The sequence below is a fragment of the Streptomyces sp. NPDC028305 genome (genome assembly GCF_055569495.1).
Genome location: NZ_JBVHTN010000015.1, coordinates 143,121 through 157,631, shown reverse-complemented (window position 1 = coordinate 157,631; position 14,511 = coordinate 143,121). Strand labels below are relative to the sequence as shown.

General features: G+C 72.8%; 11 protein-coding genes. 4 read left to right on the top strand and 7 right to left on the bottom strand.

What is annotated here, in order from left to right; all coding sequences use genetic code 11:
• Positions 1 to 27: 27 nt before the first annotated feature.
• Both mycP and eccB read right to left on the bottom strand, forming a co-directional pair.
• Complete coding sequence (gene mycP, locus ACZ4WQ_RS45895) at positions 28 to 1,314, bottom strand: type VII secretion-associated serine protease mycosin (protein ID WP_398376977.1); 1,287 nt, start codon at positions 1,312 to 1,314, stop codon at positions 28 to 30.
• Positions 1,315 to 1,317: 3 nt separating this feature from the next.
• On the bottom strand, positions 1,318 to 2,889 hold the full coding sequence (eccB, locus tag ACZ4WQ_RS45890; RefSeq protein WP_385347733.1) for a type VII secretion protein EccB: 1,572 nt from the start codon (positions 2,887 to 2,889) through the stop codon (positions 1,318 to 1,320).
• Between the two features lie 179 nt (positions 2,890 to 3,068).
• Between eccB and eccE the strand changes: the two genes are divergently transcribed.
• From eccE to ACZ4WQ_RS45875, 3 genes are all read left to right on the top strand, one after another.
• A complete protein-coding gene (gene eccE / locus ACZ4WQ_RS45885; RefSeq protein WP_385347736.1) occupies positions 3,069 to 4,439 on the top strand; it encodes a type VII secretion protein EccE in 1,371 nt (456 codons plus the stop codon).
• Positions 4,439 to 5,287, top strand: a complete 849-nt coding sequence (locus tag ACZ4WQ_RS45880) for a hypothetical protein (RefSeq protein WP_398376980.1) — start codon at positions 4,439 to 4,441, stop codon at positions 5,285 to 5,287. The genes eccE and ACZ4WQ_RS45880 overlap by 1 nt, the downstream gene beginning before the upstream one ends.
• A 138-nt stretch (positions 5,288 to 5,425) precedes the next feature.
• A complete protein-coding gene (locus ACZ4WQ_RS45875; protein ID WP_311727718.1) occupies positions 5,426 to 5,656 on the top strand; it encodes a DUF397 domain-containing protein in 231 nt (76 codons plus the stop codon).
• 32 nt (positions 5,657 to 5,688) lie between these two features.
• Here ACZ4WQ_RS45875 and ACZ4WQ_RS45870 read toward each other — a convergent pair whose 3' ends face one another.
• A complete protein-coding gene (locus tag ACZ4WQ_RS45870) occupies positions 5,689 to 7,071 on the bottom strand; it encodes a hypothetical protein (protein WP_398376982.1) in 1,383 nt (460 codons plus the stop codon).
• A 550-nt stretch (positions 7,072 to 7,621) separates the two neighbouring features.
• Between ACZ4WQ_RS45870 and ACZ4WQ_RS45865 the strand changes: the two genes are divergently transcribed.
• Positions 7,622 to 11,167: an SCO5717 family growth-regulating ATPase gene (locus ACZ4WQ_RS45865; RefSeq protein ID WP_398376984.1), complete on the top strand. Its 3,546-nt coding sequence runs from the start codon at positions 7,622 to 7,624 to the stop codon at positions 11,165 to 11,167.
• Between the two features lie 111 nt (positions 11,168 to 11,278).
• Here the strand turns inward: ACZ4WQ_RS45865 and ACZ4WQ_RS45860 are convergent, their stop codons facing one another.
• The 4 genes from ACZ4WQ_RS45860 to ACZ4WQ_RS45845 all read right to left on the bottom strand — a co-directional run bounded on the left by ACZ4WQ_RS45860 (position 11,279) and on the right by ACZ4WQ_RS45845 (position 14,398).
• On the bottom strand, positions 11,279 to 12,262 hold the full coding sequence (locus ACZ4WQ_RS45860; RefSeq protein ID WP_311727721.1) for a bifunctional riboflavin kinase/FAD synthetase: 984 nt from the start codon (positions 12,260 to 12,262) through the stop codon (positions 11,279 to 11,281).
• 309 nt (positions 12,263 to 12,571) lie between these two features.
• Entirely contained in the window at positions 12,572 to 13,486 is a 915-nt protein-coding gene (truB, locus tag ACZ4WQ_RS45855; RefSeq protein WP_398376987.1) for a tRNA pseudouridine(55) synthase TruB, read from the bottom strand.
• On the bottom strand, positions 13,483 to 13,989 hold the full coding sequence (gene rbfA, locus ACZ4WQ_RS45850; protein WP_311727723.1) for a 30S ribosome-binding factor RbfA: 507 nt from the start codon (positions 13,987 to 13,989) through the stop codon (positions 13,483 to 13,485). The genes truB and rbfA overlap by 4 nt, the downstream gene beginning before the upstream one ends.
• Positions 13,990 to 14,101: 112 nt before the next feature.
• On the bottom strand, positions 14,102 to 14,398 hold the full coding sequence (locus ACZ4WQ_RS45845) for a DUF503 domain-containing protein (RefSeq protein WP_398376988.1): 297 nt from the start codon (positions 14,396 to 14,398) through the stop codon (positions 14,102 to 14,104).
• Positions 14,399 to 14,511 lie beyond the last annotated feature (113 nt).

Sequence of the window (14,511 nt, the reverse complement as noted above, 5' to 3'; positions counted from 1 at the left end):
CGACTCAGCGTGAGTACTCGTACTCAACTACGCAGCTCGGCGGCGCCGCTTGTGTTCGTGGAGTACGACCGCCGTGCCGGTGATCATCGCGACGAGGAGGGCTCCGCCGCCCAGGGTGTAGGTGGCGAGGCGCTCTCGGCGTTCCTGAGGGGTTTCGCCGAGGGTGAGGGGGGCGGGGGTGGGGGCGTCTACGTTGTGGGCGGCGCCTTTGTCGAGGGTGACGTGGTCGATGGGGTGGTCGTCCTCGGTGAGTGCGCGGACGGGGTCCACGACGCCCCAGCCGACATAGGCGTCATGGGCGTTGACGGAGCGCTCGGCCGTCTGCTCGATCTGGGCGACGACCTGGTTCTGCTTCCAGTCGGGGTGCTTGGCGCGGATGAGGGCGGCGACGCCGGCGACGTAGGGGGCGGAGAAGCTGGTGCCGTTGTCGACGCACTGGCCGCCGCCGGGGACGGTGGAGACCATATCGACGCCGGGGGCCGCGACGCCGACGAAGTCGCCGGCCTGGGAGAAGGGGGCGCGCTCGTTGTTCCGGTCGGAGGAGCCGACGGCGAGGACGCCCTCGTAGGCGGCGGGGTAGGTCTTCTTGACCTTGCCGTCAATGCCGTCGTTGCCGGCGGAGGCGACCACGACGACGTCTTTCTCCAGCGCGTCGTTGATGGCGCGTTGGAGGTTGTTGTTGGCTTGCAGCGGCTTGACGGTGTCCTGGGAGATGTTGATGATCCGGGCGCCCTTGGCGACCGCCCTGTCGATGGCGTCCGCCATCGTGTCGGTGGTGCCCGAGCCCTTTTCGTCGTTCTGGCGGATCGGGAGGATCTTGGCCTCCGGGGCGAGGCCGACGAAGCCCGTGCCGGAGCGGGGGCGGGCGGCGATGATGCCGGCGACCTTGGTGCCGTGGCCGACCAGGTCGTCCGTGCCGTCGCCCTTCTTGCCCTTCTCCAGGGCGTTCTTGCCGGACTTGCGGACCTCGAAGCCGAGTTTGGTGTCGACCGCGTCCTTGAGCTGCGGGTTCTTGTTGTCGACTCCCGTGTCGATGACGGCGACGAGGACCGGGCGCCTGGTCTTCTTGTCGATGCCCTTGGTGTCCTGCCACAGCTGGTCGAGCAGCACGCGCTGTAGAGACCACGGGGTGCCCTTGATCTGCTTCGCGGGGTACGTGCACTCGCCCGCGCCCGCGAGGGAGAGGGGAGCCGCCGGAATCACCGGGCCCTGGGCTGCCGAGAGGGCCGTGAGGGCAGCTGCTGTCGACAGGAAGAGCGCCTTCTTCGCGTTCCGCCGCGTTGTCGGGGCGGGCCGCTTCTGCTTGTTCCTCATCGGCTACGACCCCTGCGGCTGCTTGGCGCTGTTGGTGTCCAGGCGCGGTCCCCTCGGCAGGAACTCCGACCAGTTGGCGGGTACCGGAACCGGAATGACGTCCTTGTAGCCGAGCTTTATCCGAGCCTGATCGGCCTCCTGCTGCGCGGAGTCGGTTCCCGACTTGTCGGAGTCATCGGCACCGATCTTCGATTTGTCCGTTCCGCTGTCGTTGTTCAACTGGATCCCGTAACGCAGGCCCGTGTCGGTGACCAGGAAGACGGCGCCGCTCGTGGTCTGGCGGCCGGTGACCTGGCGGTAGAGGAGGCCGGAGCCCGGGGTGACATAGGCGCTGGTGGCCCCGTCCGGAATGGTGGCGGGGAAGTCGGTGCCCGCCCAGGTGGCGAGCCTGGGGGTGCGCTTGGAGGTCATTCCGCTCATGATGCTGCAGACGGTGTCCCGCTCGGCGCTGCCCGCGATCTGCTGCTGCTCGATCGAGTTGACCTGCTCCGGGACCTGCATCGGCCACTCGTACTCACCGTAGAAGTCCCCCTCCGGCGTGAAGGACGCGGTGCTCACCCGCTGCGCACTGCCGGTCTGGCCGAGGTCCTTGAGCTTCTCGCTGTTGAGGAGCAACTTGGCGACGAATTCCGAGATGCGCTGCACCTTGCCCTGGAGAACGACGTAGTTCTGGGTGCTGGTTCCCGTGTTCGCTTCGAGGACCATGCCGACGTGGTTGGCCCGTTCCGGGAGGGTGTTCACTCCGGCACCGGCGCCGATCTGGCCCGGGACCTCGGGAAAGACGAGGGGGGCGCCGTCCGGGAAGGTGGCCAGCCAGTCGTCGGTGACCCGTTGCGGCTTGGCTCCGTCCCGGAAGATGGTGCGGAGCAGGAGGTCGTAGTCCTTCGGCGGCAGCTGCTTCCACTTGGTGCCGCCGATCAGGTACTTGGTGCCCTGGGGGTCGACCAGGTAGCGGGCGCCGTCCCGCCCCTGGACGTAGAGGGCCTGGGCGCCGCTCAGCCGCTGCGAGCCGCGCAGCTTCTTGCCCTTCGGGTCCCGGTCGGAGAAGAGGAAAACCGCCTTTTGGGTGGTCTTTCCGTTGCCGCCGGGCTGTTCGCAGACGGCCCATTCCTTCTGCGCCTTGGCCTCCTCCGCGCCGGGGAGGCGGTCGGGGGCGTAGGGGATTCCGATCGTCGGGCCGCGCGGGATGTGGCCGTTGTCGAGCTCGGACTCCTTCACCTTGACGACGCTGGAGTTGTCGCCGGACAGGACGAGCTTGGCGGACGCGAAGTTGAGGACGGGGTGCAACTGCACCTTGCCGTCGGTCTTCAGGATCACATAGCGCGTGGTCGAGTTGGAGCCGACGATGACATGGGCGCCCACCTGGTCCCAGCCCTTGGGCGCGATCGGCTTGAACATGCCCCAGGCGCCGAACCCGGCGAGGATCAGCGCGCCTATGACGACACCGGGGAGGACCGTGCGCAGCGGGCGCGGGGCGCCCTCCTCGGTACCGCTCGGTGAGGGTTGCAAGAACGCGGCGACTGTCCGCTTCTTCGCGAATGTGTAGGCGTTGAGCTCATCCCGCCGTGATGCCATCTTTAGCCGTTTCTCCCCGCTTTTCGGCCTCGGCCGTCGGGCACTGCCCTCGGTCCGGGTGTCGTACCGACCCTCTACTATGCCGGGAAGGAATTGGCTCGTGTCGCTCGGGGACGATCCGGCCACGGACGTCCGCCGGGTCTTTCGGGTGTGTTTCGGACTTTAAGGGGCTGACGGGGATGGCTGCCGCCACGCGCGCACGCACCGCGGGGAGCGGATCCGGCCGGAGGAGGTCGGGCGAGTCCCGCTCGGGGACACCCTCCGGCTCTCCGCCCGCTCCGGCATCCGCCGCCACACCCGGCGCGAGCGGTGCGGCGGGCTCCGTCACGCCGCGGGTGGCTTCCCATTCGGGCAGTTTCGGGCCGGTGCGGCTCCAGCAGCTGGTGCTGATCGAGGTGGCGGCGGCGGTCGTGCTGGTCGCATGGGTCGTCGACGAGCTCTTGCTGGTGCCGGCCGCGGTAGTGGGCCTGGTGCTGGTGCTGCTGGCTGTCGTACGCCGCCGGCAGCAGCCCATATCGGAGTGGCTGAGCACCGCCGCCTCGCTGCGGCGGCGCAAGCGGCTGGCGGCGAAGCCGCTCGACGCGGGCACGGATCCGGGCTTCGCGATCGCCGTGGAGTGCGAACCGGCCCTGCGGACCCTGACATTCATCGACCGCGACCGGCGCGCAGTGGGCATGGTCGGTGACGGCACTTTCCTGACGGCGGTGCTTCAGGTGGAGGCGGTGGACGCGCCGCTGCGGCCGCAGCGCGCCCAGCGGCCGCTTCCGCTGTCCCTGCTGCGGGACGCCATGGAGGTGGACGGGATCCTGCTGGAGTCGGTGCAGGTGGTCCAGCACACGCTGCCCGCGCCCGCGTACCATCTGCCGGCCCAGTCGCTGGCCCTGCGCAACTACGCGCCGCTCCAGGCGCAGACCGGCGCGCCCGCGGTCCGGATGACGTGGGTGGCGCTGAAGTTCGACCCGGAGCTGTGCCCGGAGGCCGTGGCCGCGCGCGGCGGCGGCCTGGGCGGCGCGCAGCGGTGTCTGCTGCGCGCCGCGGACCAGCTGGCGAGCAGGTTGCAGGGGGCCGGCTTCGGGGTGACGGTGCTGACGGAGGAGTCGCTGACCGCCGCGGTCGCGACCGCGGCGAGCGCCAACCAGCGGGCCACCGCACAGGCCGGGCGGCGGGACACGCTCAACCGCCGCACCCTGGAGAGCGCGCGGGCCTGGCGGTGCGACGACCGCTGGCACACCGCTTACTGGGTCGGCCGCTGGCCGCTGCTGGACCCGGCGACGGCTCCGCTCCCCCAGCTGGTCGCGCTGCTGACCTCGCTGCCCGCGCTGTCGACGACCCTCAGCCTCACCCTGCGCCGCGGTGGCAAGCTGGGCGGCCGGCACGCGCCGACCATCAGCGGCCATGTGCGGATCACCGGCCGCAGCGCCGACGAGCTGGTCACCATCCGCAAGGAGCTGGAGCGTGCGGCGCGCGGGGTGCGGATCGGGCTGGTGCGGCTGGACCGCGAGCAGGTGCCCGGCGTCCTCGCCACTCTGCCCCTGGGAGGGACCCGCTGATGGCCACGCCCACGACCGCCCCGAACGGGGCCGTTCACCCCGGCCCCACCCCCGGTTTCCCCGGCTCCGGCCCCACCCCCGGCTTCCCCTCGGCCGTCGGCCCCGGACAGCCCCCCGAGCCGGATCCCGCGCCCGCCCCGCCGCGCAAGCAGTGGTCCGGCTTCGGGCTGCTCGGGCCGCGCCGCCAGCGCCATGAGGTGCCGCCCGAGCAGCTGGAGTCGCTCGCGCTGCCCATCGGCGACGACGGCATCGTGATCGGCGCGGACGGGCAGGGACAGCCCGCGGTGCTGGGGCTGCACCGCCCCGCTCCCTTCAACATCCTGCTGGTCGGCGGCCTGTGGACGGCGCAGGTGATCGGCCTGCGCGCGGTCGCCACGGGCGCCCGGGTGACCGTGGAGACCGGCCGTCAGCAGATGTGGACATCGCTGGCCCAGGCGGCGAACAACAACCAGCAGTGCATCACCCTGCACGACGTGGGGCGGGTGCCGCCGCAGGGCGCCTCGGTCAGCAGCCCGGTGCTGGTCGTCCGGGACGCCGGTATGCGGCCGCCGCGCGGCCGGGTGACCGCGGGTCCCTGGCAGTCCGTGCTGACCCTGCTGCCGTATCTGAGCCCGGTCGCCCCCAGGTTGATGGAGAACGCGGGCCTGGTCGGCGTCCAGCGGGTGTCTCCGGACGAGGCCACGCAGATCGGCCGGATCATGGGGCTGCCCGCGGTCGACGTGTCCGCGCTGTCCACGCTGGCCGACGGGGTCACCCTCTGGTGCACCCGCCATGCGCGGATGTACGTGGCGACGCAGCCGACCGACGCCGAGTCGGGTCTGCTGGGCACGCCGCGTCGTATGGACTGAGCCCGGGGAGCTCTGTCAAGTTCGATTGCTTCGGCGCGTCCGGCCGACGACACTGTCGGCGACAGTGTCCACCCCGCTTCCCCCGTGGGCACCTTGGTTTCCGCAGTTTCCGCAGTTTCCGAAGGGACGTACGAACCGATGGCCGACGCCAAAGAGAAGGCCGAGCTGTACGCGCTCGACATCTCCGATGTCGAGTGGCTCAGCGCGCCCGGCAGCGCCTCCGAAGACCGGGTGGAGATCGCCTATCTGCCGGGCGGAGCGGTCGCCATGAGGAATTCCGCCGATACCGAGACGGTGCTGCGCTACACCGAGGCCGAATGGCGCGCCTTTGTGCTCGGCGCGCGGGACGGCGAGTTCGACCTGCAGTAAAGCCCCGCGGTGAGGCGCGGTTCGCCGGGCGGTCAGGAGCAGAAGGCCATGATCATCTCCTCGGCCGCCCCCGAACCCGCGAACCGGTCCGAGGCGAGGTAGAAAACGCCGTTCCGGTAGATCCGGGTGGCGGAGGCGAGGCCGGCCTCCTCGTCTCTGGTCGTGCTCGGCAGCCGCAGCAGCGTCTTCGGCCTGCCGCCGCCCGCGCCGATGCTGACGACGGAGCCCGCCGCCCCGGCCGTCGGCTCCTCGTACGCGATCAGGTTCCCGCCGTCCGCGCGCAGCGGAAACAGCATCCGGCCGGGCACCTTGGCCGCCCACTTCCGCTTGCCCGTCCGCAGGTCGAAGGCGTGGATCTCGCTGGTCGGGACCCCGTTGCCGCTCAGCGTCAGCTCGGTCGGGAGGTAGAAGGTGTCCGGGGACACCGCGATGCCCCGGCAGCCGCCCAGCTTCGTACCGAAGAGGTCCAGTCCGCACTCGGGTTGATAGGAGCGCTTGCCAAGTTCGAGGGCGGAGCGCCGCTTGCCGCGGTCCGACAGCGCGAGGATCCCGCCCGACTTGTGGCGGGCGTCGGCGAGGGCGACGACGACGGGGGCGGTGGAGAAGATGGTGCTGACCTTGTAGCCCTTGCGCACGGGGTACGTCCAGGAGACCGCGCCGGTGTGGGTGTTGATCCGCTGGAGCCCGGCGCTGCCGTCGTCGCAGGAGTAGGCGCGCAGCAGGGACCGGCCGCCCGCGAAGCCGTCCACGGCGCAGCCCCGGTCCAGTGCGCCCGGCGAGACCCGGCGGCCGTCGCCGACCCTGATGACGGCCGAGCCGCCGTACCAGGAGAGACCGGCCAGATCACCGCTCTGGGCCAGCCCCATGCCGAGGTGATCGCTGCCGGGTGCGCCCGCGGCGGGGGCGGGCCGGTCCCAGAGCTTGGCGCCCTTGTCGAGGTCGATGAGCGCCAGCCGGCCGCAGCCGTCCTTGCCGCGGCCTCCGTAGGCGATGACCAGCTTGCCGCCGGTGGGGGTTTCGGGGACCGCGCACACCGCCTTGCCGAGCTTGACGGTCCACTTCCGCCCGCCGTGGTCGTCGTACGCGATGACCCTGTCCTGGACGGGCTTCACAACATAGCCGTCCATCGCCCAGAAGCCGGGGAGTTCGGCGCCGCTCTTGAGAGCCCGGGGCGCGGGCTTCCGGAACAGCACCCTCGCCTCGCCCGGTCGGCGCGCCTCGCCGGGGCCGCCGCTGTCGCCGTGCCGGCCACTGGTGGTGCCGGGCGGGAGGGTGTTCGCGTGTTGTCCGGTTTGATTGGTATTCGGTGTCCCGGACGGCTTCGACGCGGCGGCGGGCCGCTCGCCGTCGTCCCCCGCCATGGCCCACACGCCCGCTCCCGCCGCGAGCAGGGCGGCCACGGCCGCACCGACCACGAGGGTCCTCCGCCGTCTGCCGCGCTCGGGTCCGGCGCCCGCCGGTGGCGGCGCAGGCGACGGCGTCGACGGTGGCCGGTCGGGGGGCTGGGGAGGCTGGGACATCGCGCTCACCTCTTCCGGATCCGCGGACCGGTCGGCCTCCCCCCGCGATCCAGAAGGCCGTTCCTCCTGGAAAGGAGCGAGTCGGTCGGGGATCCCGCTGTACGAACGGCAATCGAGCGGGGAATCTTTGTATCACCCGGCGCCGGGGCTCACCGACGGCCGCGCGGCCTTCCGTTGATGCCGGGAAAGTCATGGGGAGAGTGTGTGCGCGGCATACGGGATGTTGCCGTGAGGCGTGCGCGAGGTACTGAACAGGTTTGAGGGCGGGGACGGGCCTGCCCTTGCGGCGCCCATGGTGATTAGTCTTGGTGTGCACGATGGAGAACCTGATCTCGGGTTCCCGGCGTCGCAACGGGGAAAGCCGAGCGGTCGGACGACAGTAACGATCGGCAACGATCGGCCTCGCCAAGATTTTTAAAGGTGCTCGACCACACCAGGAGGCATTGTGAGTAGCGATCGGGACGAGATCCGCGCGGGCGGAACCACACCCGGCGATGATCGGTCCGACGCGGAGACCGAGCACACGGGCGAATTCACCATCGATTACACCCCGCCTGCCTGGTACACGCAGAACGCCTCCTCGTCGTCGGCGGCGGCGGGCGGTACGGGGACGGGGATCGGCGGGAGCGCGTCGGCGCCGCCCCCGCCCCCGGTGGGCGGCCCGGTGGCCGCACCCGGGGTTCCCGAGCCGAACGGCTTCACGCCCGCGTGGCCGGCGGCGGGTGCGCCCGCTCCCGGAACTCCACCCACCGGAACTCCCGCGTCCGGAACCCCGGCCGCCGGAACTCCCGTCGCCAGTACTCCCGCGACCGCAACCCCTGCCGCCGGAACCCCCGTGGCGGAGGCCGCGCAGGGTGGCGCGGCGCAGGCGGAGGCCGCGCGCGAGCCCGGTGCCGAGCGCCCTCAAGCGCCGGGTGCGCCGCCAAATTCGTCGGATTCATCCGACTTCACGCTTCAGCCGAGCGCGCCCGCCCGCCCCGCGGCTGACGCCCCGGCAACTGACGCGGCGTCGCCGTCCGGGGCCGACGCGGAGCGCCCGGCGGCGGCCGACACCCCCGAGGTCCAGGAGCCCGCGGCTCCCGAGGCCGCTGACGGCGGCCGTGGCCAGGGCGCCGCATCGGCGGACGACGCGGCCGCAGGGGCCGCCACCGCTCCCGGTGGCGTCCGGGACGACGGGGCGGCACAGGCCGCCGAGTCCGGCTCCGCATCCGGCGATCTGGGCGCCCACGCCACGATGCGGTTCTCCCCGGCCGCCCTGAACCGCGAGATCGCGGATCGGGCGGGCGACGGGGCCGGCGGCACCGGCGCACCCGAACCGTCCAACACCGTTCCCGCTGACGCGCCTCCCGCGCCCGCCGACGCCGCCCCGCCCGCCGAGGGACCCCAGAGCGGCGATGTGCGCAGCGAGGGCACGCTGCGGTTCTCCACGGCCTCGCTGCGCCGCGACATCGCCGATCGCAGAGCCAAGAGCACAGAAGCGGCGGGCGCCGAGGCCGGGCCTCAGGACGCGCCGCCCGGCGCACAGCCGCCGCAACCCCCTCAGCAGCCCGCCGGGTGGGCCCCGCCCGCCGCGCCGCAGGCCGGACTGCCCCCGCTGCCGCCCGACTTCCAGCCCGCCGCGCCGCAGAGCGCCGCGGGCCAGGGCGCCGGTGCCGCGGGTCCGGCGCCGCTGCCGCAGCAGCGTACGGACGCCCCACAGCAGCCGCCCGGCGCGACCGGCGGTCCCGGCGGGCCCGGTCCGGACGGCTCGTTCGCGCAGCAGGCCGCCGCGTGGCCGCCGCCTGCCCCGGGCGCCGAGGGGCAGCCCGCCCCCGGCACCCCGGTCAACCCTCAGCCCTCGCCCGCGGTCCCCGGCCAGAACCCGGCGGCCCAGCAGGGCGGTTACGGCTTCCCGGGACCGGCCGGCGGCCCGGGGAACCCGCAGCCCCACCCCGGCCAGGGACCGGCCGCACCCGGCCCGCAGGACGGCTACGGCTTCCCGCGCCCCGCCGGCAGCACTCCCCCCGACGGCACCCCCGCCGCCGGGCAGGCCGGGCCTGTCCAGGCCGTGAACGCGCCCGGCCCGCACGGAGGCTTCCCGCAGGGCGGCCCCGGTGGTCCAGGCGCTCCAGGCGGCCCCGGCGGCCAGGGCGGCCCGGCCCAGCCGGGTCCCGACCACCGTGGTTACGGATACCCGCAGCCCGGAATGCCCGGCCAGAACCAGGCGGCCCAGCAGGGCGGTTACGGCTTCCCGGCGCCGGCCGGCGGCCCGGGGAACCCGCAGCCCCACCCCGGCCAGGGACCGGCCGCACCCGGCCCGCAGGACGGCTACGGCTTCCCGCGCCCCGCCGAGGCCGCCGAGCCCACACCCACCGGCGGCGTCCCCGCCGCCGCGGTACAGCGCCCGGGCTCGCCCGGCGCCCCCGGCACGCCGACCGGGCAGCCGGGCCCCGCCGCGCCCGGCCCGCAGGCCGGTTACGGCTACCCGCAGCAGCCCGGGCAGGGCGGCTACGGCTATCCGCGCCCCGGCGACGGCGCGAGCGCGCCCAGCGGCGGCAACGACTCCCCCCTCGACCCGCGCACCGGCGGCTGGCCCGTCATCAGCCCCGAGCAGCGGCAGCGCCCGGCGGGCCAGGGCGCGGGGGCCCCGCTCGGCTACACCGCCGCCGTCGAGCTGTCCTCGGACCGGCTGATCCGCGGCAAGCAGAAGCCCAAGAAGAACAACAACAGCGGGCCTTCGCGGTTCAAGATCGGTGGCCGGAAGGAGGAGGCCGAGCGGCAGCGCAAGCTCCAGCTGATCCGTACGCCGGTCCTGTCCTGCTACCGGATCGCGGTGATCAGCCTCAAGGGCGGTGTCGGCAAGACCACGACCACCACCGCCCTCGGCTCCACGCTCGCCAGCGAGCGGCAGGACAAGGTCATCGCGATCGACGCCAACCCGGACGCGGGCACGCTCGGCCGCCGGGTGCGGCGTGAGACGGGCGCGACGATCCGCGACCTGGTGACCGCGATCCCGTATCTCAACAGCTACATGGACATCCGGCGGTTCACCTCCCAGGCGGCCTCCGGCCTGGAGATCCTCGCCAACGACGTGGACCCGGCGGTCTCGACGACCTTCAACGACGAGGACTACCGGCGCGTCATCGACGTCCTGGGCAAGCAGTACCCGATCATCCTCACCGACTCGGGCACCGGCCTGCTCTACAGCGCCATGCGCGGGGTCCTCGACCTCGCCGACCAGCTGATCATCATCTCCACCCCGTCCGTGGACGGCGCCAGCAGCGCCAGTACGACCCTCGACTGGCTGTCCGCCCACGGCTACGCGGATCTGGTCGCCCGCAGCATCACGGTCATCTCCGGGGTCCGGGAGACCGGCAAGACGATCAAGGTCGAGGACATCGTGTCGCACTTCGAGACCCGGTGCCGGGGTGTGGTCGTCGTGCCGTTCGACGAGCATCTCGCGGCGGGCGCCGAGGTGGACCTGGACATGATGCGTCCGAAGACCCGGGAGGCGTACTTCAACCTCTCCGCCATGGTCGCCGAGGACTTCGCCCGCGCGCAGCAGGCACAGGGGCTGTGGACGGCGGAGGGCAACACACAGCCGCCGCAGATGGCGCCGCCCATGCCGGGGCAGCAGCAGTACGGCGGCGGGTACGCGCAGCAGCCTCAGCAGCAACAGCAGCCGTCGCCGTACCCGCAGCAGCAACAGCCCCAGTACCCCGGACAGCCGGGCCAGCCGGGCCAGCCGATGTATCCGCAGCCCGGTCAACCTGGTCAGCCCGGCCAGCCCGGTTACCCGGGGGCGCAGCAACAGGCATGGCAGCAGCAGCCGTATCAGCAGCCCCAACCGGGCGCGGCGCACCCTGGCCAGCAGGCGCAGCCGGGTCAGCCGGGGCAGGCGGCGCCCGGGCAGCAGGGCCAGCCGAACCAGCCCGGACAGCCATGGCAGGCCGGACAGCCGGCCCAGGCCTGGCAGCAGCCACAGCAGCCGGGCGGGCCGCAGGGCGGCTGAGCCGCCAGGGCGCCGGGTACGCGAACGCCGGACGGGCTGGATCCAGCCCGTCCGGCGTTCTACGTCGGTTGCCGCTCCGGTCGGCCGCTCGGGCCGCCGCCGGAGGGGTCGTCAGTGGCCGTCGTCCGCCCGGAAGGCGGTGTCGGGGGAGCCGGCCGCCTCGACCAGCTCGCGGGCCCGCTTCACATCGTCCGCCATGCGCTCCAGCAGCGCCTCGATGGACGAGAAGGTCTCCTGGCCGCGCAGATAGGTGAGGAAGTCCACCTGCACGTGCAGGCCGTACAGATCCAGGCCCACGCGGTCGATGGCGTACGCCTCCACCGTGCGCTCGGTGCCCTCGAACTGCGGGTTCGTGCCGACCGAGATCGCCGCCGGCATGGCCTCGCCCTGGGCGGTCAGCCAGCCCGCGTACACGCCGTCGGCGGGGATCGCGGTGTGCGGCAGGGTCTCCAGGTTGGCCGTCGGAAAGCCCAGCTCCCGGCCGCGCTGGGCGCCGCGCACCACGATGCCCTCGACGCGGTGCGGCCGGCCGAGCACCTCGATGGCGCCCGCGACGTCCCCCTCGGCGACCAGTCTGCGCACCAGGGTGGAGGAGAACGGCTCGCCGCCGCCCGCCGCCCCGCGCTGGTAGAGGTCGACGACCTCGACCTCGTAGTCGTAGGTGGTGCCGAGCTCCTTCAGGAACGCGACGTTTCCGGCGGCCTTGTGGCCGAAGCGGAAGTTCGGGCCCTCCACCACGGCCCGCGCGTGCAACTTGTCGACCAGGACCTTCACCACGAAGTCGCCGGGCGACAGCCGGGAGAACTCCGCCGTGAACGGCAGGATCAGCACCGCGTCCACGCCAAGCCCGGCCATCAGCTCGGCCCGCCGGTGGTGCGGGGCGAGCAGCGGCGGGTGGCTGCCGGGCCGTACGACCTCGCTCGGGTGCGGGTCGAAGGTCACCACCACCGCCGGGACGCCCAGCTCACGAGCGTGCGCCACCGTACGGCTGATGATCACCTGGTGCCCCCGGTGCACCCCGTCATAGGAGCCGATGGTGACGACGCTGCGTCCCCAGTCCTCGGGGATGTCCTCCAAGCCACGCCAGCGCTGCACTGTGCCCGCTCCTCGCCCGAACTCATGTATGTCGACTTCGCAGGTCTAAGACTGCCATGTCGTCGCCGTGTGCTTCGCATCGGTGGGCACGACGGGCGGCCCGGACCGGCGTCCCCGCAGGTGGCGGCGGCGCCGGGCGAACCGGAACGCGCCCCCTTCCACACCCTCGAACCCACCTGAGCGCCTGCCCGATGGGGTGAATTCGGGCTCGGCGGTGGACAGAGACCTCAGGGGGGTAAAGGGGGCGCGACGCACCGCGGGACGGCGAAGGCCGCCCCGCGGTGCGGAGCGGCCACAGGAGCGCGCGTCTCAGGCGAAGACGGCCAGGCTCTTCGCCTTGCCCTTGTGCTCCTCCACCAGGGCCAGGAAGCGCCCTTCGGGGCCGAAGACCGCCACCGGCCCGGCCTCCTCGCGCTCCGGCATGCCGATCCGTACGCCGTTGCCCAGCAGCCGGGCCCGGTCCGCGTCGATGTCCCATCGCGGGAAGGCGGCGGCCGCGGCCTCGGCGATGGGCATGACCTGGAGGGACTCCTCCAGCTGCGGCAGCGTCCTGGCGGCGGCCAGCCCGTACGGTCCGACCCGGGTGCGCCGCAGCGCGGTCAGATGGCCGCCGGAGCCCAGCCCGGCGCCCAGGTCGCGGGCCAGCGCCCGGATGTAGGTGCCCGAGGAGCACACCACGGTGACGTCCAGGTCGAGGACGGGCGTGCCGTCCTCGGCCTTGGTCTCGCGGTGCGCGTGGAGGGTGAAGGACGACACCGTCACCGGCCGCGCCGGGATCTCGAAGTCCTCGCCCTCCCGCGCCCGCGCGTAGGAGCGCTTGCCGTCGATCTTGATGGCGCTGACCTTGGAGGGCACCTGCATGATGTCCCCGGTCAGTGCCGCGATTCCGGACTCGACGGTGGTCAGGGCGGTCCCGGCGACTCCGGAGGAGGAGGTGATCTCCCCCTCGGCGTCGTCCGTGACCGTCGACTGGCCGAGCCGGATCGTCGCCTCGTACTCCTTCTCGGTCAGCGCCAGATGCCCGAGCAGCCGGGTGGCCTTCTCCACGCCGATCACGAGCACGCCCGTGGCCATGGGGTCCAGCGTCCCGGCGTGGCCGACCCGCCGGGTCCCGGCGAAGCGGCGCATCTTGGCCACCACGTCGTGTGAGGTGAAGCCGGCCGGCTTGTCGACGATCACCAGGCCGTCCGGGGCCGTGGAGCGGGCCCTTTCCTTGCGCGTCATGCGTCCGGGGAGCCCTTGCCGTCGGTGCTGTCGGCGCCTGCGGCGCCGGGGCCCTCGGCGGCTTCCTCGGCCTCCTGGGCGGCCTCGCCGGGCTTCCGGTACGGGTCGGCGTCACCGGCGTACGTGGCGCCCGAAGAGGCCTGGCGCACCTGGGCGTCCGCCGCCTTGGCCTTGGCCAGCAGGTCGTCGATCGTCCGGGCGTTGTCCGGCAGGGCGTCCGGGACGAACGTCAGGGACGGGGTGAAGCGCACGCCGGTCTGCCGGCCGACCTCCGTCCGCAGCACGCCCTTGGCGCTCTCCAGGGCCGCCGCGGAGGCCGCCCGCTCCTCGTCGTCACCGAAGACCGTGTAGAAGACGGTCGCCTCCCGCAGGTCACCGGTGACCCGGGTGTCGGTGATCGTGACGTAGCCGAGCCGCGGGTCCTTGATCCGCCGCTGGAGGGTCTCCGCGACCACGACCCGGATGCGGTCAGCCAGCTTGCGTGCCCGCGCGGTGTCGGTCATGCGTCTTCTTCTCTCTTCTTCGGTTCAACAATCGGTGATCGGGGGCGCTCACCCGTCCGGGCGGCCACGCGGTCGGGACGGTCACGCGGTCAAGCAGCCGTGCGGTCATGCGTCACTCATCGTGAGCGCCGTGGAACCGGCGGCGCACCGACAGCAACTCCACCTCGGGCCGTGCGGCGACCCAGCGCTCGCAGCGGTCGAGCACGTCCGTGAGGTGGCTCGCGTCCCCGGAGACCACCGCGAGGCCGATCTCGGCCCTGCGGTAGAGGTCCTGATCGCCGACCTCCGCCACGCTCACCGCATAGCGGCGGTGCAGTTCGGCGACGATCGGACGGACGACAGAGCGCTTCTCCTTGAGCGACCGAACGTCGCCGAGGAGCAGGTCGAAGGACAGCGTCCCTACATACATGCGGTCCGGGTCAAGCCACCCGTGGGGCCTTAGGCGTGTGCCTGCTCAGCTGTGCAGACTCCAAAACCGTACACGCAATGGCCGGGGCCGATCGACGGAAATACTTCCGCCGA

Excerpts from the sequence above, each read along its gene's own strand:
- mycP (WP_398376977.1), bottom strand. The coding sequence starts at position 1,314 with ATGAGGAACAAGCAGAAGCGGCCCGCCCCGACAACGCGGCGGAACGCG.
- eccB (WP_385347733.1), bottom strand. The coding sequence starts at position 2,889 with ATGGCATCACGGCGGGATGAGCTCAACGCCTACACATTCGCGAAGAAG.
- eccE (WP_385347736.1), top strand. The coding sequence starts at position 3,069 with ATGGCTGCCGCCACGCGCGCACGCACCGCGGGGAGCGGATCCGGCCGG.
- ACZ4WQ_RS45880 (WP_398376980.1), top strand. The coding sequence starts at position 4,439 with ATGGCCACGCCCACGACCGCCCCGAACGGGGCCGTTCACCCCGGCCCC.
- ACZ4WQ_RS45875 (WP_311727718.1), top strand. The coding sequence starts at position 5,426 with ATGGCCGACGCCAAAGAGAAGGCCGAGCTGTACGCGCTCGACATCTCC.
- truB (WP_398376987.1), bottom strand. The coding sequence starts at position 13,486 with ATGACGCGCAAGGAAAGGGCCCGCTCCACGGCCCCGGACGGCCTGGTG.
- rbfA (WP_311727723.1), bottom strand. The coding sequence starts at position 13,989 with ATGACCGACACCGCGCGGGCACGCAAGCTGGCTGACCGCATCCGGGTC.
- ACZ4WQ_RS45845 (WP_398376988.1), bottom strand. The coding sequence starts at position 14,398 with ATGTATGTAGGGACGCTGTCCTTCGACCTGCTCCTCGGCGACGTTCGG.